The sequence below is a fragment of the Amaricoccus sp. genome (assembly GCF_036846665.1).
Lineage (GTDB): Bacteria > Pseudomonadota > Alphaproteobacteria > Rhodobacterales > Rhodobacteraceae > Amaricoccus.
In genome coordinates this window covers 1-18003 of sequence record NZ_DAIUBO010000066.1, presented here as the reverse complement: position 1 = coordinate 18003, position 18003 = coordinate 1, and the positions used below count along the sequence as shown (strand labels likewise).

The 18003-nt window shown below is 69.2% G+C and carries 17 protein-coding genes and 1 riboswitch; of the genes, 9 read left to right on the top strand and 8 right to left on the bottom strand.

What is annotated here, in order from left to right:
* Positions 1-154: 154 nt before the first annotated feature.
* The 3 genes from V7050_RS08545 to V7050_RS08535 all read left to right on the top strand — a co-directional run bounded on the left by V7050_RS08545 (position 155) and on the right by V7050_RS08535 (position 3629).
* Positions 155-1429, top strand: a complete 1275-nt coding sequence (locus V7050_RS08545; protein ID WP_324366703.1) for a hypothetical protein — start codon at positions 155-157, stop codon at positions 1427-1429.
* Between the two features lie 71 nt (positions 1430-1500).
* Complete coding sequence (locus V7050_RS08540; protein WP_442885610.1) at positions 1501-3177, top strand: acyl-CoA dehydrogenase family protein; 1677 nt, start codon at positions 1501-1503, stop codon at positions 3175-3177.
* Positions 3174-3629: a hypothetical protein gene (locus V7050_RS08535; RefSeq protein WP_324366699.1), complete on the top strand. Its 456-nt coding sequence runs from the start codon at positions 3174-3176 to the stop codon at positions 3627-3629. Before V7050_RS08540 ends, V7050_RS08535 begins: the two co-directional genes overlap by 4 nt.
* 202 nt (positions 3630-3831) lie before the next feature.
* On the opposite strand, the gene thiE is transcribed toward V7050_RS08535, so the two are convergent.
* The 3 genes from thiE to thiC are packed head-to-tail and all read right to left on the bottom strand — an operon-like array spanning position 3832 to position 7097.
* Positions 3832-4494: a thiamine phosphate synthase gene (gene thiE / locus V7050_RS08530; RefSeq protein ID WP_324366697.1), complete on the bottom strand. Its 663-nt coding sequence runs from the start codon at positions 4492-4494 to the stop codon at positions 3832-3834.
* On the bottom strand, positions 4491-5285 hold the full coding sequence (gene thiM, locus V7050_RS08525; protein WP_324366695.1) for a hydroxyethylthiazole kinase: 795 nt from the start codon (positions 5283-5285) through the stop codon (positions 4491-4493). Before thiM ends, thiE begins: the two co-directional genes overlap by 4 nt.
* A 3-nt stretch (positions 5286-5288) precedes the next feature.
* Positions 5289-7097, bottom strand: a complete 1809-nt coding sequence (thiC, locus tag V7050_RS08520) for a phosphomethylpyrimidine synthase ThiC (protein WP_324366693.1) — start codon at positions 7095-7097, stop codon at positions 5289-5291.
* Positions 7098-7183: 86 nt separating this feature from the next.
* Positions 7184-7303: riboswitch (TPP riboswitch) on the bottom strand.
* Between the two features lie 184 nt (positions 7304-7487).
* Here thiC and V7050_RS08515 point away from each other — a divergent pair.
* Complete coding sequence (locus V7050_RS08515) at positions 7488-7898, top strand: cupin domain-containing protein (RefSeq protein WP_324366691.1); 411 nt, start codon at positions 7488-7490, stop codon at positions 7896-7898.
* Between the two features lie 144 nt (positions 7899-8042).
* Here the strand turns inward: V7050_RS08515 and V7050_RS08510 are convergent, their stop codons facing one another.
* Complete coding sequence (locus tag V7050_RS08510) at positions 8043-8420, bottom strand: hydroxyisourate hydrolase (protein WP_324366690.1); 378 nt, start codon at positions 8418-8420, stop codon at positions 8043-8045.
* 159 nt (positions 8421-8579) lie between these two features.
* Between V7050_RS08510 and V7050_RS08505 the strand changes: the two genes are divergently transcribed.
* Positions 8580-9509 carry a LysR family transcriptional regulator gene (locus V7050_RS08505; protein WP_324366688.1) on the top strand — a complete coding sequence of 310 codons (930 nt, stop codon included), beginning with the start codon at positions 8580-8582 and terminating at the stop codon, positions 9507-9509.
* Positions 9510-9549: 40 nt separating this feature from the next.
* Here V7050_RS08505 and V7050_RS08500 read toward each other — a convergent pair whose 3' ends face one another.
* On the bottom strand, positions 9550-10563 hold the full coding sequence (locus tag V7050_RS08500; RefSeq protein WP_324366686.1) for an ABC transporter substrate-binding protein: 1014 nt from the start codon (positions 10561-10563) through the stop codon (positions 9550-9552).
* A 336-nt stretch (positions 10564-10899) separates the two neighbouring features.
* Here V7050_RS08500 and uraD point away from each other — a divergent pair, with 336 nt between their 5' ends.
* The 4 genes from uraD to V7050_RS08480 are packed head-to-tail and all read left to right on the top strand — an operon-like array spanning position 10900 to position 14450.
* Positions 10900-11415 carry a 2-oxo-4-hydroxy-4-carboxy-5-ureidoimidazoline decarboxylase gene (gene uraD / locus V7050_RS08495; RefSeq protein WP_324366684.1) on the top strand — a complete coding sequence of 172 codons (516 nt, stop codon included), beginning with the start codon at positions 10900-10902 and terminating at the stop codon, positions 11413-11415.
* A gap of 31 nt (positions 11416-11446) precedes the next feature.
* The gene (locus V7050_RS08490) at positions 11447-11944 is read left to right on the top strand and encodes a tripartite tricarboxylate transporter TctB family protein (protein WP_324366683.1); all 498 of its coding nucleotides are present in this window, start codon (positions 11447-11449) and stop codon (positions 11942-11944) included.
* Positions 11944-13479, top strand: coding sequence for a tripartite tricarboxylate transporter permease (locus V7050_RS08485; protein WP_324375077.1), 1536 nt, complete (start codon positions 11944-11946; stop codon positions 13477-13479). Before V7050_RS08490 ends, V7050_RS08485 begins: the two co-directional genes overlap by 1 nt.
* Positions 13476-14450 (top strand): Bug family tripartite tricarboxylate transporter substrate binding protein, encoded by a 975-nt coding sequence (locus V7050_RS08480; RefSeq protein WP_324375079.1) that lies wholly within the window; start codon positions 13476-13478, stop codon positions 14448-14450. Before V7050_RS08485 ends, V7050_RS08480 begins: the two co-directional genes overlap by 4 nt.
* Before the next feature lie 285 nt (positions 14451-14735).
* Here V7050_RS08480 and V7050_RS08475 read toward each other — a convergent pair whose 3' ends face one another.
* From V7050_RS08475 to V7050_RS08465, 3 genes are all read right to left on the bottom strand, one after another.
* Positions 14736-15254 carry a nucleoside deaminase gene (locus V7050_RS08475; protein WP_324366677.1) on the bottom strand — a complete coding sequence of 173 codons (519 nt, stop codon included), beginning with the start codon at positions 15252-15254 and terminating at the stop codon, positions 14736-14738.
* 123 nt (positions 15255-15377) lie between these two features.
* Complete coding sequence (locus tag V7050_RS08470; protein WP_324410458.1) at positions 15378-16460, bottom strand: ABC transporter substrate-binding protein; 1083 nt, start codon at positions 16458-16460, stop codon at positions 15378-15380.
* Between the two features lie 29 nt (positions 16461-16489).
* Positions 16490-17551 carry an ABC transporter substrate-binding protein gene (locus tag V7050_RS08465; RefSeq protein ID WP_324366672.1) on the bottom strand — a complete coding sequence of 354 codons (1062 nt, stop codon included), beginning with the start codon at positions 17549-17551 and terminating at the stop codon, positions 16490-16492.
* Positions 17552-18003: the final 452 nt, after the last annotated feature.

Sequence of the window (18003 nt, the reverse complement as noted above, 5' to 3'; positions counted from 1 at the left end):
CCGAGCAGTGGATGAACACCGTCGACACGCGCACCGGCGACTTCCTGCGCCAGCGCTTCGCCATTGAGGCGGCGCGCGCCGGGGCCGGGGAGCCGGGCGACGACGGCCCCGCGCCGGACACGCCGGGCGGCGACGCCGGCGAGGGGGATGCCGGATGAGGGCCGTTGCCTTCTTCGTGCTGGTCGCCTTCGCCCTGCCCGCCGGGGCCCAGGAGGGTGTCGCACCGGACGGCCCGGTGCTCCGGGTCGAGTTCGACGAGACCGTGGCGATCCCTGGCCAGCCGCTCAGCCTGCGGATGACGGTGCTGGTGCCGAGCTTCCTGCCCGAGCCGCCGGTCTGGCCGAGCCTCGAGGCGCCGAAACTGCTGGTGCGCCTGCCGGAGCGCTCGACCAACCCGACGAGCGCGCGGGTCGGCGGCGAGACCTGGTCGGGCGTCACCCGCAACTACCGGATCTCGCCGATGGTGCCCGGCGACTTCGCAATCCCGCCGCAGGAGGTTATCGTCACCTGGGCCGATCCCGAGAACAACGCCCCGGTGAGGGCCATCCTGCAGAGCGAGGCGCTGGAATTCCGCGGCGTGGTGCCGGCAGGCGCCGAGGGGCTCGATCCCTTCATCGCCGCGACGGCGCTCGAGCTCGCGCAGACGATCGAGGGCGAGCCGGGCGCGATGACGCCGGGCGACAGCGTGACCCGCACACTCGTGGCGACGGTGGCGGGCACCGCGCCGATGTTCCTGCCCGAATTGCTGGCGCCGGTCGCTATCGAGGGCATCGCCGCCTATCCCGAGGAACCCCTGCTCGCGGAGACCGACGATCGCGGTGTGCTCGGGGGGAGCCGGACCGAGCGCGTGACCCTGGTGGCCGAGGGCGGCGGTTCGGGCGCGGTGCCCGCGGTCACGCTCGATTGGTACGATCTGGAGACGGGCAGGGTGGAGACCGCCTCGGTCGAGGGTTTCGCGATCGCCGTCGAGGGTCCGCCCGCGCGGAGCGTTGCGCAGGGCCGCGACTGGCGCATGATCGCGCTTGGCGGGCTGGCGGCGCTCGCAGGGGCCGTGGCCGGCGTCTGGCTCAAGCGCCGCGCCTGGCCGCCGCTGGCCCGGTTGCTGGGGGCCCGGCGGGCGGCGTGGCTGGCCTCCGAGGCCCATGCCTATGCCGTGCTGCACCGGGCGGTGGCGCGCCGCGACAATGCCGCGCTCCGCCCCGCGCTCGACGCCTGGGCCGGGCGCCTGGCCGGGAAGGATCCGCGCGCCGACCCGCGCCTGCGCGACGCGCTGACGGCGCTCGGCGCCGATCTCTACGGGCCCGCCGCGCCCCGCGATCCGGCGACCGCCTGGCAGGCGCTCGCGGAGGCGCTGCCGGCGGTCCGGTCCCTGTGCCGCTCCGGCGGTCCCGAGAGCGCGCCGCTTCCCGCGCTGAACCCGGCCGGATAGTCGCAGGGTCCGGGCGGTCCCGCCCCGGCGTTCAGACGGAAGCCCGCTTCGCGCCTGTCGGGCGAGCGTGTATGCTGCCCCCGCAGCCGCCGGGAGGTCCTCCCTTGCCGAGCCTTCGACCCCGCAGCGACCTCGCGACCCATGTGGTGGAGAACCAGCCCGCGCCCCGTGGCGACGGCGATCTCTGGGCCGGCGATGTCGCGCTGCGCGAGGCGGTCGCGCGCGAGGGCGGCGGCGCCCATGCGGCGGCGCTCGGCCGTCTCGGCGCGGCGCTGGGGCGGAGCGATGCGCGCGAGGCGGGGCGGCTCGCGAACCGCAACCCGCCGGAGCTGCGCAGCTTCGATCGCGCCGGGCGGCGGATCGACGAGGTGGACTATCACCCTTCCTATCACGAGCTGATGCGGCTGGGCGTTGCCGCCGGCTATCCGTCGGTGGCCTGGACCGCGCCGGCGGGCGGGCATGTGGCCCATGCGGCGATGGTCTACATGATGAGCCAGGTCGAGCCGGGCGTCTGCTGCCCCATGACCATGACCTATGCCGGGGTGCCGGCGCTCGCCGCCGACGCGGCGCTCGCCGCGGAATGGGTGCCGCGGCTCCTCTCCAAGGCCTACGATCCCGCGTCCCGTCCGGCGCCGGAGAAGGCCGGCGCCACCCTCGGCATGGCGATGACCGAGAAGCAGGGCGGATCGGACGTGCGGGCCAATGCGACGCGCGCCGTGCCCGACGGCGCCGGGTACCGCCTGACCGGGCACAAGTGGTTCTGCTCGGCGCCCATGTCGGACGCCTTCCTGACGCTGGCGCAGGCGCCCGGCGGGCTGACCTGCTTCCTCGTGCCGCGCTGGACGCCGGAGGGCGCGCGCAATGCCATCCTGCTGATGCGGCTGAAGGACAAGCTCGGCAATCGCGCGAATGCCTCGGCGGAGATCGAATACGACGCGGCCTTTGCCCTGCGGCTCGGCGCGGAGGGCGAGGGCGTGCGCAGGATCATCGCGATGGTGCATCACACCCGGCTCGATACCGCCATGGCGCCGGCCGGGCTGATGCGCGGCGCGCTGACGGAAGCGCTCTGGTGGTGCCGCGGCCGCAGCGCCTTCCAGCGGCGCCTGATCGACCAGCCGCTGATGGCGAGCGTGCTGGCCGATCTCGCGGTCGAGACGGAGGCCGCCCTGGCGCTCGGGCTGCGCGTGGCGCGCGCCTTCGACGAGGGCGACAGGGTCTTCGCGCGCACCGGCGTCGCCCTGGCGAAGTTCCTCAGCAACAAGCGCTGCCCGGGCATGATCTACGAAGCGATGGAATGCCTCGGCGGGTCGGGCTATGTCGAGGATGGCCCGATGCCGCTCTACTATCGCGAAGCGCCGCTGAACTCGATCTGGGAAGGCTCCGGAAACGTGATCTGCCTCGACCTGCTCCGGACCTTCGGGCGCGAGCGCGACGCGATGCCGCGGCTCGTGGCGGACCTCGAGGGCGCGCGCGGCCTCGACGCGACCTTCGACGGCGCGCTCGACCGCACGCTCGACACCTGGAAAGGCCTGCCGCTTGAGGCGGAGGCGCGCTGGTTCGTGGAGCGCCTGGCGGTGCTGCTCGCCGCCTCGGTGCTGCTCCGCGGCGGGGCCGGGCCGGTGGCGGAGGCCCATGTCGCGACGCGGCTCGGCGGCGCGGGCGGGCGGGTTGCGGGGGCCTGGCCCCGGGGGATCGACCGCGCGGGCGTGCTCGCCCGCTGCCTGCAAGAGGAAGGGCCTGAGCGATGATCGAGGATCCGCGGCATCCGCCGGAATGGAAGAGGCGTGTCCCGGTCGCGGCGCTCGTGCTGGCGCTCGCCTGGCTGCCTGCGGCCTGCGGGCGGGTCGACCTGCCGGGGGTGGCGATCCCCGGCTCGGGCAATGCGGGCATGGCGGCGATGGTCGAGGACCGCGTCTGGCTCAAGACCGATCCGGAGGCGGCGCCGGGCGCCTTCAGGGCGTTCCTCTCCAGCGGAACGCTGGTGATGACGAGCTGCGGCGAGGGCTACCGGCTCGCCCCCTGGCGCTGGGTCCAGGGCGCCACCCTGGTCTGGGAGGAGGACGGCCGCGCGATCCGCGGCGAGATCGCCGAGGTCGGGCACAACAGCATGGTCCTCCTGGTCGATCCCGAGGGCGAGAACCGTGCGGTGACGTTCCGGGCCGCGCAGGCGCCGGTGGTCTGCCCCGACCGGCGCCGCTGACGCTCCGATACAGGGGCGATCGCATCCGGCATCGGGATCCCGTCCGCCCGGGTTCCGAGCCGGCCCGGTGGCACCCTCCCGCCGAGGCCAGGCACCGCCGGGCAGTGCCCGCCCTGCCCCCGTCACGCCAAAAGGAGGGCACGCGAGCGCGAAGGCCGAGAGGCGACGGTCCTAGGCAATGACCCGGAGGCCCCATGGCAGGCTAGCGCGCGCGGCCGGACACCGGACCGCGTCTGCGCCAGTTCAGGATCGCCGCGGACAGGCCTCTCGCCGCGGCTTCGGGATCGGGCTGGCCGCAGATCGCGGAGACCACCGCCATGCCGGCCGCCCCGGCGTCGAGAACGGGCGAGACATGCGCGGCCTTCAGGCCGCCGATGGCGACCGAGGGCACGGTGCTGATCGCGGCGAGCCGGGCGAGGCCGTCGAATCCGATCGGCGGCTTGTGGTCGGGCTTGGTCGGGGTGGCGAAGACGGGCCCGATCCCGACATAATCGACGACCGCCGGATCGACCGCGCGGGCGGCCGCCTCGGACTCGACCGAGAGACCGAGGATGCGCCCCCGCCCGATCCGCTGGCGCGCCGCGCCCGCCGGCATGTCGTCCTGCCCCAGATGGAGCCCCTCGGCCCCCACGGCGAGCGCCGCTTCGAGATCGTCGTTGACGATCAGGGGCACGCCGGTTCCGGCCAGCGCGGCCTTGAGCGCCCGCCCCACCTCCACGAGACCCTCGGTGCCGGCGGCCTTGTCGCGCAGCTGGACGATTGTCGCCCCGCCGGCCACGGCCGCACGCGCCGTCTCGACCATGGAATGCAGGCGGCAGAGGTCCGGGTCGAGCACGAGGTAGAGGGACAGGTCCGGCCCTCTCATGCCGCTGCGATCCTCGTATCCGCGTCGAGGGATGCGCCGTCGAGCGCATGCAGGGCGTCAAGGAACCTCACGGCGAAGGACCCGGGACCCTCCGCCCCGCGCCCGGCCGCCTCGCCCGCCGCCGCGAAGGCGGCGAGCGCGGCGGCGGTGGCGTTGAGCGGTTCCTCCGGCGCGACCGCGGCGAAGGCGCCGACCAGCCCGGTCAGCGAGCAGCCGAGCGCCGTCACCCGGGGCATGAGGGGCGATCCGCCGTGGATCCGCAGCGATCTCGTCCCGTCGGTGACGAAATCCACCGGCCCGGTGACGGCGACCACCGCACCGCGCGCGGCGGCGAGCCGGCGGGCGGCCTCCTCGGCAAGTTCCACCGGATCGCCGCTGTCGACGCCCCGGCCCGAGCCCTGGCCGCCCGCGAGCGCGATGATCTCGGAGGCATTGCCGCGGATGATCGCCGGGCGCAGGTCGAGCAGATCCGCGACGGCCCGCCGGCGCAGGGCGGTGGCGAAATGGGCGACCGGATCGAGCACCCAGGGCCTGCCGGCGGCCGCAGCCCCGCCGGCGGCGGCCTTCATGCCGCCGATCCAGGCCGGCGAGAGGGTGCCGATATTGATGGTCAGGGCGCCGGCGAGGCCCGCGAATTCGCCCGCCTCCTCCTCGGCATGCACCATCGCCGGCGAGGCCCCGGCCGCGAGCAGGACATTGGCCGCGACGTTCATCGCCACGTAATTGGTGATGCATTGCACCAGCGGGGCGGTTTCGCGCAGGGCCGCGAGGAGCGCGGAAGGTGTCGGCATCGCTCAGGCCTCCTCATGGGCGAGGGGCATGTAGAGGTCGCCGCCCTCGCGGTATTTCTGCGCCATGGCGGCCATGCCCTCGCTCCGCGCCTCGGCGCGGATCTCGTGGCTGATGCGCATGGAACAGAATTTCGGGCCGCACATGGAGCAGAAATGTGCGACCTTATGCGCCTGCTTGGGCAGGGTCTGGTCGTGGAAGCCTCGCGCGGTCTCGGGATCGAGCGAGAGGTTGAACTGGTCCTCCCAGCGGAATTCGAACCGCGCGCGGCTCAGCGCGTCGTCGCGGATCCGCGCCGCCGGATGCCCCTTGGCGAGATCGGCGGCATGGGCGGCGATCTTGTAGGTGATGACGCCGGTCTTCACGTCGTCCCGGTCGGGCAGCCCGAGATGCTCCTTGGGCGTGACGTAGCAGAGCATCGCCGTGCCGAACCAGCCGATCATGGCAGCACCGATGCCGCTGGTGATGTGGTCGTAGCCCGGCGCGATGTCGGTCGTGAGCGGCCCGAGCGTGTAGAAGGGCGCCTCGCCGCAGACCGCGAGCTGCTTGTCCATGTTCTCCTTGATCTTCTGCATCGGAACGTGGCCGGGCCCCTCGATCATCACCTGGCAGTCCTTCGCCCAGGCGATCCGCGTCAGCTCGCCCAGCGTCTCGAGCTCGGCGAATTGCGCGGCGTCGTTGGCGTCGGCGATGGAGCCGGGGCGCAGGCCGTCGCCGAGCGAGAAGGACACGTCAAAGGCGCGGCAGATGTCGCAGATCTCCTCGAAATGCTCGTAGAGGAAGCTCTCCCTGTGGTGATGCAGGCACCATTTCGCCATGATCGAGCCGCCGCGCGAGACGATGCCGGTGACGCGATCCACGGTCAGCGGCACGTAATGCAGCCGCACGCCGGCATGGATGGTGAAATAGTCCACGCCCTGCTCGGCCTGCTCGATCAGCGTGTCGCGGAAGACGTCCCAGCTGAGGTCTTCCGCGACCCCGTTCACCTTCTCGAGCGCCTGGTAGAGCGGCACGGTGCCGATCGGCACGGGCGAATTGCGCAGGATCCATTCCCGGATGTTGTGGATGTTGCGACCGGTGGAGAGGTCCATCACCGTGTCGCCGCCCCAGCGGGTCGCCCAGACCATCTTCTCGACCTCCTCGGCCATCGACGAGGTGACCGCGGAATTGCCGATATTGGCGTTGATCTTCACCAGGAAGTTCCGCCCGATGATCATCGGTTCCGATTCCGGATGGTTGACATTGGCCGGGATGATCGCCCGGCCGCGCGCCACCTCGTCGCGCACGAATTCCGGGGTGACGAAATCGGGGATGGCGGCGCCGAAGCCCTCGCCGTCGCGGTCGAGCGCCGCCTTCGCGGCGCCGCGCCCGAGGTTCTCGCGGATGGCGACGAATTCCATCTCCGGGGTGACGATCCCGGCGCGCGCATAGGCGAGCTGGGTGACGGCCCCGCCGGCGCGGGCGCGCAGCGGGCGGTGGCGGACGGGGAATTCGGGGGTGAGCCTGTCCCCGAAGACGAAGCCGTTGTCCCCGGGCTTTACGCGCCGCCCCTCGTAGGCCACCACGTCGCCGCGCGCGGCGATCCAGTCCTCCCGCAGGCGCGGCAGGCCGCGCGCGATGGCGATCTCGGCGGCCGGGTCGGTATAGGGGCCGGAGGAATCGTAGACCGTGACCAGCGGCTCCCCGGCGCTCGGGTGCAGGGCGATCTCGCGCATGGGCACGCGGATGCCGGGGTGGAGCTGGCCCTGCCGGAACACCTTGCTCGAGGCGGGCAGCGGTCCGGTCGTGACCGTCAGGTTCGGTTCGGAAGTCATGTCGAGGCCCCTCGCGTCATCGCATCGGAGACCCAGCTCTGACCGGAAGGAAGGAGGACGCCCCTGAAAGGATCGGTCGCGCGACCGGCGAGGCATCCGCACCATCCCTACGCCAGTATGAACTGGATCAGGTTCGTCGGGTCCCTGCGCTGCCTCGCGGCCCAGCAGAATCTCAGCCCCTTGTCGGGACACCCCTGGTGAGAGTCGGAGAGTGCGAAGTGGCGCGCGGGATGTCAATCGCCGGTTTCGCGCCGGGAAGGCCCGCTTCCGTGACCCCGCGCTTGCCGGCATCGACGGGCGCCGGCACGACGGGATCGCGGATCGAACCGCTGGGGCGTAATCTGATCGCCAGGCGCGGCCCTTTGCCGCCTGCAGGAGGGGAGATGTGCCGTGACGCTGATCGATCATGCCAGCCAAGCCCGCGAGGACTGGCGTCCGGGCGTTTCGACGCGCATGCGCGTCTCGGCGCTGACCGGCGCCTCGGCTCTGTCGGTCTTCGAGCAATGGTGCGCGCCGGGGCTCGGCGCCCCGACCCATTGGCACCGGGTCGAGGAGGTCCTCACGGTGCTGTCGGGCGAGGCCGAGATCTGGACGGGCGGGGAAAGGGTCCTGGCAAGAGCGGGTCAATCGGCCCTGATACCGGCGGGAAGCCGCCACGGCTTCCGCAATGCCGGGAGCGGCGAATTGCATATGCTGGCCGTCCTCGCCTCGCCCATCTTCGAGGCGCGGTATGACGATAGTCCCGGGGTGACCCGGCGCTGGATACCGGGGTCGGGGGGCGGTCAGGCGGTCTCAGGGTGATTGCTTCGGACCGGCAGTTCGCCCTCCATGGCGCCACCTTCCCCTCGCGGATTTGGCAGGTGACAAATCCGTACGCCCCGGCCAACGAACCGGCGCAAGGCAGTGCCACGCCCACGCCGGTTCGCCGAGCCTGGTCCTCTCCGCTCAGGCGCCACCGCGGAACAGCGAGAAGCCCCAGGGGGTGAACTTGAAGGGGAGGTGGAAATGCTCGGCCAGCTTGTCGATGCCGAAGCGGAAGATCGCCACGTCCAGAAACGAGGGATCCGGGATCGCGACGCCGTTCGCGCGGTAATAGTCGCCGACATCGAATTCGGCCTCGTAGACGCCGCGCTGCACGCCGGCCCCGTCCATGACCGGGTGCTGCAGCAACCCGCCGTCCGAGCAATTGCCGGAGGCGATCTCGACCCTTTCGGCGCCCAGCAGGAAGAGGCGCACGCCCAGGCCGGAGGCGGGGACGCCGCGGGCGATGTCGACGGCATGGACCGAGATGCCGCCGGCCTTCTGTTCGGGATCGATGGACAAGAGGGCTCTCCTTGTGAATCGTCAGGGGTCGGGGTCAGGGTGGCATGCCGGAGCGTTTCGCTCCATGGCAGATAAATTCACCACGCATTCCAAAGGATCGAATGCGCTGCTAGGATGCGCCGGCGGCACCGGCGCCGCGCCCGAGGTAGGAATGCCGAAATGTCGATTCAGCTTGTGCCGCGATCGCTGCAATATCTCGAACGGGTGGCCCAGCTCGGGTCGATCCAGGCCGCCTCGCGCGAGATCGGCATCTCGGCCTCGGCCATTCACCGGCAGATCAAGGCCCTGGAGGACGCGCTGGGCGAGATGCTGTTCGAGCGCAGCGCCCATGGCATGGTGGTGACGCCCTCCGGGCAGATGTTCCTGGACCTCGCGCGGGACTGGCGGCTGGACAATACCCGGCTCTGGTCGACGCTCATCACCCAGCGCGGCATCGAATATGGCCATATCCGCATCGCCTGCATGGACGGGATGGTGAACGGGTTCGCGCTGGAATTCGCGCGCGAGATCGCCGGGCGCTTTCCCCATGTCCATGCCGAGATCACCACCACCAGCCCCGACCACGCGGTCAAGGGCGTGCTGAACGGCGATTACGATCTGGCGGCGGTGGTGAACGCATGGCCCGACGACGATCTGATCGTCCATTGGTCGCGCAAGTTCCCGCTGGGCTGCCTCGCCATCCCCGATCATCCCGTCGCGCGGATGGACAGCATCAGCCTGAAGGAATTCGTCACCTACCCGATCGCCGTGCAGAGCGCGGCGCTGTCGATCCGCCGCCTGATGGAGGCGCATCACGGCTGGATCTTCAACGCGGCGGTGCAGAGCGTCCAGGTCAATTCCATCCAGCTGATGAAACTGCTGGTCCTGTCGGGACAGTTCATCGCCGCGACCTCTGAGGTGGACGCCGCGGCGGAACTGCATCAGGGCCTGCTGCGCTTCGTGCCCATCAACGACAAGGACATGTTCCAGCAATCCTTCAGCGTGATCTCCAACGCGCTGATCCCGGCCTCCGCCACCACCCAGAAGATCATCGCCATCGCGGTCGAGATCCTGGAGCATCAGGTGGTCGCCGGCAAGCCGGCCGGCTGACCGGCCGGCCCGGGACCGACGGGGCCGTGGCCCCGGCCGCTCAGCGGGCCGGAGGACGGGCGCGGTCCGCCATCGGCGGCAGGAAGTCGCGCCGGAAGATCTCGCGCGGCTGCGGCGGCGCGCCGGCATAGCCCTTGGTCTCGACGATCAGCCGGGCGATCCCCTCTAGCCTCGCGTCGTCGGCATCGCCCAGGCCGTCGGCAAAACCGTCGGGATGGCCCATTTCCAGCGCCAGCGTCCCGGTCAGCCGCTCGCGATTGGCCTTGCGGTCGATCTGCGGATTGCGGCGGGCGACCGCCTCGATGGCGGCGTCGATATCGGCCACGGTGTCCTTCAGCCCGCGGTTGATCGCCCGCACGAGGCCGGCGACCGCCCCGGGATGGGCGTTCAGGAAATCATGCGTGACCATCAGCGCACCGCCGTAGAGGTCGGGGACATGCTCGTGCCAGGTCAAGTGATGCAGGGCGGTGAACGGGTCGATCCCGGCCTCGATGGCCTGCGAATTGATGGTGTTCACGAAACCGAAGATGCCGTCCCATTCGCCGTTCATCATCTGCGCGGAGAGCTCGACATGGGTCAGCTCGGAAATGGTGATGTCGACGCTCTCGGGATCGAGACCGGTGGCCCGGCAGAATTCCGGGAAGAGCAGCAGCGCGGCGTCCTGGGGATGCGAGACCAGCCGCTTGCCGGCCAGGTCGGCGGCGGTCTCGACCGGCCCGTCGCTGCGCACGGCGATCGTATAGGGCGGGCGGTTGTGGATGGTCATCACCGCGACCGGCGCCGGCAGCTTGCCCTCGGCCTTCATGCGGATCAGCTCGTTGAGGTCGCCGTAGCCGGCATCGAAATCGCCGGATGTCATGGTTTCGACGGCCCGCGCCAGCGAGGTGCCCTCGGTGAATTGCACATCGAGCCTCTCGTCCCGGAAATGCCCGTTGTCGGCGGCGAGGAAGAACCAGGCCTGCGGGCCCGAATAGAAGGTGTTGAGAATGAAGCGGACCGGCAGCAACGCCGTCCGCGACGCTTGTGCCGTGGTGGTGCCACTCTCGTTTGTCATAGCTGAGTTCCTTTGAATCCATCGCGGCGCGGCCACGACCGGGTGGGGAATGCGACGTCTTTCCTTGCTGTCGCAGGCACAGTCTCACGGCAATTCGTTTCAAACAATGTCAAAGATATTTGCCATTCGTTCACTTATTCAGAACGGATGGACCCGGCCTGCCGAGGAGCCATGCCGCATTGAAGGGGCATTGCCGCGGCCCCTCGATCACACTCGTCGCAAGCGCCTGTCGGGACATCGTTCTAATAGGAAGAACAGCTGCGTCATTATTATTCTATAGCCCGCAACAGGATTCACCCCTAGGCTATTCGGGAAGGCGACAGGCGAAATGTGACGATGGGCAAACTCAGCGATCTCAATCAGGCCGATCACGAAGCGGCCGTTGCAATGGTCACTCCGCTGATCGAGCGGGCACCCCAGATCGCGGCGAAAGTCGCGGCGCGTCGCCCGTTCCGGACCGCGGAGGATCTCTCGCATGCGATCGGAGCGGCGCTTCGCGAGCTGGACGAGGCCGCGCAGGTGGCGCTCTTTCGCGCCCATCCCGAGCTGGCGCCGGACAATCCGCTGGCCATGACCGCGGAATCGCAGGCCGAACAAGGCCGGCTGAACCTGACGGCGCGCGACGCCGAGCACCGGGAGGATCTTGCGGAGCTGAACGCGCGCTACAACGACAAATACGGCTTCCCCTTCATCACCGCCCTGGTGCGCCACAAGGACATGGAGAGTGTCCTGCAGGAATTCCGAACCCGGCTGGCGAATGACCGCGACTCGGAGCTCGAAGCCGCGATCGGCCAGATCACGGCGGTTAGCGCCGCCCGCGTGCAGGCCGCGTTCGGCAGCGACGAAGCCTGAACCCCGCCGACAACCAGAACGGAACCACGCCATGATACCAGAACCCGAGAAATCCGGAATCACCGAGCCGAGTGTCGCCGCCGCTCGCCTCGGCCATAGTTGGGGCGGCGAGGTGGGCGGTCTGCTGCTGCTGGCGCTCAGCGCGATCTTCATGATCGGCGGCGTGCGCCTGGGACTGGGGGTGCCGACCCGATTGGGCACCGGCGCCTTTCCGTTCCTGACCGGCCTCGTCCTCGCCATCCTCGCCGTGTTCATCTGCATCGAGGAACGGCGCGGCGATACGGAGGTCGAATCTCCCGACTGGATCGCCTTTCTGGCCATCTGCGGCGCCCTGGCGGTCTTCGCCACGACCGCGAACCGCCTCGGCCTGGTGCCGGCCACCTTCCTGACCATCGTGGTGGCGAGCCTGCCCGACCGCAACCTGCCGATGCGCGGCAAGGCGATCCTCGGTGTCATCGTGTCCCTCGCCTGCTGGGGCCTGTTCATCGAGCTGCTGAACCTCCCGTTCAAACCATTCGTGGGGCTCTGATGATGGATATTCTGACTAGCTTCGGTCACGGGCTCCTGGTGGTCCTGGAACCCGCCAACCTCATGTATTGCTTCATCGGGGTGTTCCTCGGCACCTTCATCGGCGTGCTGCCGGGCATCGGCTCCATGGCGGCCATCGCCATGATCCTGCCGCTGACCTTCTATCTGGATCCGACGCCCGCCCTGGTGATGATCGCGGGCGTCTTCTACGGCGCCGAATACGGTGGCTCGACAGCCTCGATCCTGATGAATGTGCCAGGCACGCCGGCCGCCTCGATTACCGCCATCGAGGGCTATCAGCTGGCCAAGAAGGGACGCGCCGGCGTGGCGCTGTTTTCGACCGCGATCGCCTCGTTCGGGGGCGGCATGATCGGCATGGTCGTGATCGCCGTGCTGTCGCCCTCGCTGGCGCAACTGGCGCTGTCCTTCGGGCCGCCGGAATATTTCGCCGTCATCCTGCTGGGCCTGATCGCCGCCTCGGCGGTCAGCAACGGCGGCGCGCTCAAGGGCATCGCCATGGTCGTCACCGGCCTGATGCTGGGCACGATCGGCGTCGACCTGACCACGGGCGAGCTGCGCTTCACCATGGGCATCCCGGAACTGCGCGATGGCGTGCATATCGTCGTCGTCGCCATGGGGCTCTTCGGCGTGACCGAGCTGATCGCCTCGATCCGCTCGAACAGCGGCGGAGGCGTCGCGCAGAAGCTCGACTACAACAACTTCTATCCGAGCAAGGAAGACTGGAAGTCCCTGCCCGGCCCCATCCTGCGCGGCGGCGCCATCGGCTCCTTCATCGGCGCCCTGCCCGGCACCGGCCAGACCATCGCGGCGGCCCTGGCCTATGCGCTAGAAAAGCGGGTCTCGCCGCAGCGCGCCAAATTCGGGACCGGCGTGGTTCCCGGCGTCGCCGTGCCCGAGGCGGCCAACAACTCCGCCACGCAGACCGCCTTCATCCCGACCCTGACCCTGGGCGTTCCCGGCAGCCCGCCGATGGCCATCGTGATCGGCGCGCTGATGATCTATGGCATCACGCCGGGGCCGCGCCTGCTGGTGGAAGAGCCGGACATGTTCTGGGGTCTGGTCGCCAGCTTCCTGGTCGGCAACATCATGCTGCTGGTTCTGAACCTGCCGCTGATCGGCATGTGGGTGCGGCTGCTGCGCATCCCCTACAAATACATGTATCCGACGATCATCGTGCTGATCTGCATGGGCGTCTACAGCCTGAACAACAACGTCTTCGACGTCTGGCTGACGCTGGTGATCGGGGCTGCGGGCTACGTGATGCGGCTCTACCGCTTCGAACCCGCGCCGCTGCTGCTGGGCTTCGTGCTGGGCCCGCTGATGGAGGAACAACTGCGCCGCTCGATGCTCTTGTCGCGTGGCGATCCCATGGTGTTCCTGGAACGCCCGATCAGCGCCACGCTCATCGGGATCACCTTCGCCATCGCCGTCTACGGCATCTACAGCACCCACAGGAACCGCCGCCTTGCCCGAACGGCGGCAGAACAGACCCAACTGGAGGAACCCAAGACATGAAACTGAACCGCAGAACCCTGCTGGGCGCAGGTGCCGCGGCACTCGCCCTCGCGACCGCCCCGATGGCTTCCGCCGAGCCCGGAAGCTGGAGCAGCGAGCCGGTGCGCATCGTCGTCACCTTCCCGCCCGGCGGCACCAGCGACCTGGCCGCCCGGCTCCTGGCACAGCATCTGGACACCGACTACGGCCAGAAGGCCGTGGTCGACAACCGCCCCGGCGCCGCCGGCACGGTCGCGGCCGACTACGTGGCGCAGCAGGAACCGGACGGGACCACGCTGATCCTGTCGAACAACGCGCCCTTCACCATCGCGCCGACGCGGTTCGCCAGCATCCCCTACGACACGATGGGCGATTTCACCCATATCGCCTATATCGGCGCCTCCTCGCCCGGCCTTTTCGTGCAGCCCTCCTCGGGGATCACCACGGTCGATGAATATATCGCCGCGTCCAAGGAAAACCCGCTGGCCTACGGTTCCAGCGGGGTCGGGACGATCTCGCATATCCTCGGCGTCGCCGTCGACAGGGCGCTCGGGACCGAATCGATCCATGTGCCCTATCAGGGCAGCACGCCGGCGATCCAGGATTTCCGCGCCGGCGTGCTGGACACCTTCTACGACATGGTCGTCCAGAACACCGAGATGATCGAGGACAACGAGGCCGTCGCCATCGCCATCGCCTCGCCCGAGCGCAACCCGGAGGCCCCGGAGGTGCCGACCTTCCTCGAGCAGGGCTATGACGTGGTGCTGGAGAACTGGGTCGGTCTCTCCGGTCCCGCCGGGATGGACCCGGAGATGACCCAGACCATCCACGACACCGTGCTGGCGATCTTTTCCGACCCCGAGGTCGTGGCCCGGCTGACCGAACTCGGCATCACCCATACCGCCATGTCTTCCGAGGAATACACCGATTTCGTCGCCAAGCAGATCGAGGTCTGGGCCCCGCTGATCGAGGCCGCCGGCATCAAGGAATGACGTGATCCGCACAGCAGCGGCCGCCCCCCACCCCGCAGCATAGGCGGCCGCTGCATTTCCCCAAGGTCGGATCGTGTCGCGACCCTCGGGGCAGCGGATGATGCCCCGGGGGCCGCAATCGTTTCAGGCCGGTGGCCCCTGCCGGGGGATCGCATTCGGCACCGGGGTCCCGTTCGCCCAAGCTCCGGGCCGGGCGTTGCCCTCGTCGCAACTGCGGGTCGGTCGAAGGAGAGGGAGCGAGCTCCTGAAACGATGGTCCAGATGCCCCGCGCCGCGGGCGGTCCTTCAGGTAGCGCGCCCTGCCGCTGAGGCCCGCCGGCGGGCGCGTTCGGCCCAGTCGGTCAGGACCCTGACCGCCTCGGCGGCATGGGCCTGTTCCGAGGGCATCGAGCGTTCCTGCAAGCTCCGGCCGGATTCCCGCCGCACATGCTCGGAATCGATCGGAAACCGCTGTTCCTGCGGCAACTGTTCCAGCGCCGCGTTGGATTGCGCCAGGTTCGCCGCGTAGTAGAGCCGCGCGATGCCGGCGATTTCCATGGCCGCAACGCAGAGCGCGCAGGGCTCGCAGCTGGTGTAGAGATCGCAACCGCGCAGATCGACGCTCTGCAGATTGCGGCAGGCATCGCGGATCGCCTCGGTCTCGCCATGCGAGGTCGGATCGAAATTCTGCAAGGAACGGTTGATCCCCTCGCCCAGGATGCGCCCGTCCCGGACCACGACGGCGCCGAAGGGTTCGGTGCCCGGCTCCTCGAGCGCGCGGGCCGAAATTTCGATCGCCCGCAGCATGAACCTGTCGTCGTACATGTCGTCTCTCCCAAAATGAAACGGCCGCCCGGATGCCCCGCGGCGACCATGTGCGACCCCGGGGCCGTGGCGGCAAGTTCGGGCAAGCGCGGCCGGATGGCCGCGCATGCCGTCAGCGGGCGATCACAGCGCCTTGCAGGGCGCGGCGTCGATCACCGCCTGGCGCAGCTCGAGATCCGGCAGGAAGGCGGCGGTGGTCACCTCGTCCACCGTCGGCTGCCGCGCCAGGCCGCGCGTCTCGGCGGTCATCGCCAGCAGGGATTCGACGCGGGCGCTGTCGAACTCGCCGATCCCGGCGGCCAGCTTGTCGGCGCCGCCCATGTCCTCGCGGATGGTCTCCACGAGGCGCAAGCGCTCGACCACCGGGTCGCGGGTGTCGTCGCGCTTGACCAGAGCCGCGATCGCCGCATCGGGATCGCAGACCGCCGCCATCACGCCCCGATTGAAGGCGTTGACGACGCCCTGCGCCGCCTCCGGATTGCCTTCGGCGAAGCCCGGCGCGACCATCAGCACGCTGCCGTAGAGTTCCGGCACCACGTCCTTGAACTCGAGGAAGCGGACTTCGGACCCGACCTCGTCCCCGTTCAGCCGCACCGCCGCCGAAATGGTCGAGATATAGCCGAAGAGACCGTCGGTCTCGCCGTCCTTGAGCAGGGTCAGCAGCTCGGCCCAGCCGGCGTCCAGCCCGGTCGCGGTGATCGACTTAGCGTCGATGCCGGCCTTGCTGGCGAATTGCTCGAAGGTGTTCAGCCCGACATCGGTGGGATGCGCGGTCATCTTCTTCCCGGCCACATCGGCGGGCGTCTCGATGTCCGAGGCGGCGGAGACCGCGATCACGGAGGGCGAGTTCTCCATGACCACATAGACCCCGATCGGTGCGGTTTCGGGATCCCGCGCCGAGGCCTCGATCAGCGCCTGGAAATCGCCATAGCCGAAATCATAGCCCTCTTCGACCATGCGCGGCGCGGCGGTGAAGGCGCCCTTGCCGGCGACGAACTCGATCTCGATTCCCTCATCCGCGAAGAAGCCCAGATCGTCGGCGAGCGGCAGCCAGGCATTGGCGCCGGTATAGCCGGAGTTCATCAGTAGCCGCACCTTCTGGAGGCCGCCGTCCTCCGCATCGGCGTCCTGCGCATGCAGGGCCGGCGCGGTCGCAATCGTCATGCCCGCCAGCAAGGCGGCCACGGCACAATGTCGCTTCATCATGTCCCTCCTGATTGAAACGGATATCGCCTTCAGCCCACCGGGCGGGCGCGCTCTTCCAGCGGCGGCAGGAACTCGCGGGTGAAGATCTCCTCCGGCGCGGGCGAGCGCGGCAGGCCGGCCGAATCGACCATCAGGCTGATCGAGCGGGCGATCCGTTCGTCGGTGGCGTCGCCGATGCCATGGACCGCGGCATCGGGATGGTTCATCTCCATCTCCAGCGTGCCCATGAGGCGCGGGCCGTCGACCTCGGGACGGTATTTCGGCGACATCTCGGCGACGGCGGCAAGCCCGGCATCGGGATCGGCGATGGTTTCGATGATGCCACGGTTGACGGCGGCCACGAAGGCCCGCACCGCCTCGGGGTTTTCCTCGATGAAGGCCGGGCTGAACATCAGCGCGTTGCCGTAGAGTTCCGGCACCAGATCGGTGAACTCCAGGAAGTCCAGATGCTCGCGCGCGTCGATATCGATCCCGCGCAGGGCGGCGATGACGGTGTTCACGAAGCCGAAGACGCCATCGACATTGCCGTCGATCACTTCCTTCGAGTTCAGCGCCATGCTGGCATTCGAGCGCAGGATATGGACTGCATGCGGGTCCAGACCACCGGCAACCGCATAGGGCGGGAAGGCCTCGATGGCGGCATCCTGCGGGTGGCCGATGATGACCTTGCCGGCCAGATCCTTGGCTTCCTTGATCGGCCCGTCCTTGCGCACGGCGATGGTCAGCGGCGTGCCACTGAAGGCGACATGCACGACCTTGGGGCAGTTCTCGGGACGCAGCGCGGCCAGCTTGATCAGCATGTTCACGTCGCCATAGCCGGCATCGAAGCCCTCGATCGGAACCCGAGGCACGACCGAGGCGGCGCCGTCGCCCGGCGCGAACTCGACCTCGAGCCCGGCTTCCTTGAAATAGCCACGCTGGTTTGCCAGACAGAAGAAGGCATGCGGGCCGGCAATTCCGCTGTTCAGCAGCAGGTTGATTTTCAGGGGTGCATTGCCGCCTCCTTGCGCCAGCGCCGGTGCCGCCAGCGCCGGGGCGATGATTGCCGCGGCACTCATCGCGGTCAGGACGTTGCGTCGTGTCAGGTTCATGGCTTGCTCCCTCGTGCCAAGGTTTTCCGGGACGGGCCCGAGGGTCGCGCAGCCGGCAGCCTTCGGCCGGAAGCATGTCCCGGCCCGGATCCTGTCGCGTCGATGGTCTCGGGATCGTCTGCGCCGCGTCGAGCGGCAGCTGGCGACCGGAAGGCGCGCTCCCCTCGCCCCTTCCGGTCGCGCAACCCACTGCCCATTGCTGCACAGGGGTTTTATAGCCGCGCCGGGCCTTTCAAGCCATAGAATAATACTCTATTCATCGTTCGAAAATTTCTAACACTGTCACCACACGGCACCGGGTCGCTTTTGGGTAGGCAGCCCGATCAGCTGGTGAGCGAGCCACGCAATCGAGTTGCTCTTGCCCGAAGCTGGAGTCCGGCGGTCAAACTGGCGCGGCTGCGCCGACGGAGCAATGGGCGATTGGCGGAGCGCTTCCGTCACGCGGAGCCGAT

Excerpts from the sequence above, each read along its gene's own strand:
- V7050_RS08540 (WP_442885610.1), top strand. The coding sequence starts at position 1,501 with ATGCTGCCCCCGCAGCCGCCGGGAGGTCCTCCCTTGCCGAGCCTTCGA.
- uraD (WP_324366684.1), top strand. The coding sequence starts at position 10,900 with ATGGGCAAACTCAGCGATCTCAATCAGGCCGATCACGAAGCGGCCGTT.
- V7050_RS08465 (WP_324366672.1), bottom strand. The coding sequence starts at position 17,551 with ATGAACCTGACACGACGCAACGTCCTGACCGCGATGAGTGCCGCGGCA.
- V7050_RS08535 (WP_324366699.1), top strand. The coding sequence starts at position 3,174 with ATGATCGAGGATCCGCGGCATCCGCCGGAATGGAAGAGGCGTGTCCCG.
- V7050_RS08545 (WP_324366703.1), top strand. The coding sequence starts at position 155 with ATGAGGGCCGTTGCCTTCTTCGTGCTGGTCGCCTTCGCCCTGCCCGCC.
- thiM (WP_324366695.1), bottom strand. The coding sequence starts at position 5,285 with ATGCCGACACCTTCCGCGCTCCTCGCGGCCCTGCGCGAAACCGCCCCG.
- V7050_RS08485 (WP_324375077.1), top strand. The coding sequence starts at position 11,944 with ATGATGGATATTCTGACTAGCTTCGGTCACGGGCTCCTGGTGGTCCTG.
- thiC (WP_324366693.1), bottom strand. The coding sequence starts at position 7,097 with ATGACTTCCGAACCGAACCTGACGGTCACGACCGGACCGCTGCCCGCC.
- V7050_RS08470 (WP_324410458.1), bottom strand. The coding sequence starts at position 16,460 with ATGATGAAGCGACATTGTGCCGTGGCCGCCTTGCTGGCGGGCATGACG.
- thiE (WP_324366697.1), bottom strand. The coding sequence starts at position 4,494 with ATGAGAGGGCCGGACCTGTCCCTCTACCTCGTGCTCGACCCGGACCTC.
- V7050_RS08480 (WP_324375079.1), top strand. The coding sequence starts at position 13,476 with ATGAAACTGAACCGCAGAACCCTGCTGGGCGCAGGTGCCGCGGCACTC.
- V7050_RS08500 (WP_324366686.1), bottom strand. The coding sequence starts at position 10,563 with ATGACAAACGAGAGTGGCACCACCACGGCACAAGCGTCGCGGACGGCG.
- V7050_RS08490 (WP_324366683.1), top strand. The coding sequence starts at position 11,447 with ATGATACCAGAACCCGAGAAATCCGGAATCACCGAGCCGAGTGTCGCC.
- V7050_RS08505 (WP_324366688.1), top strand. The coding sequence starts at position 8,580 with ATGTCGATTCAGCTTGTGCCGCGATCGCTGCAATATCTCGAACGGGTG.
- V7050_RS08475 (WP_324366677.1), bottom strand. The coding sequence starts at position 15,254 with ATGTACGACGACAGGTTCATGCTGCGGGCGATCGAAATTTCGGCCCGC.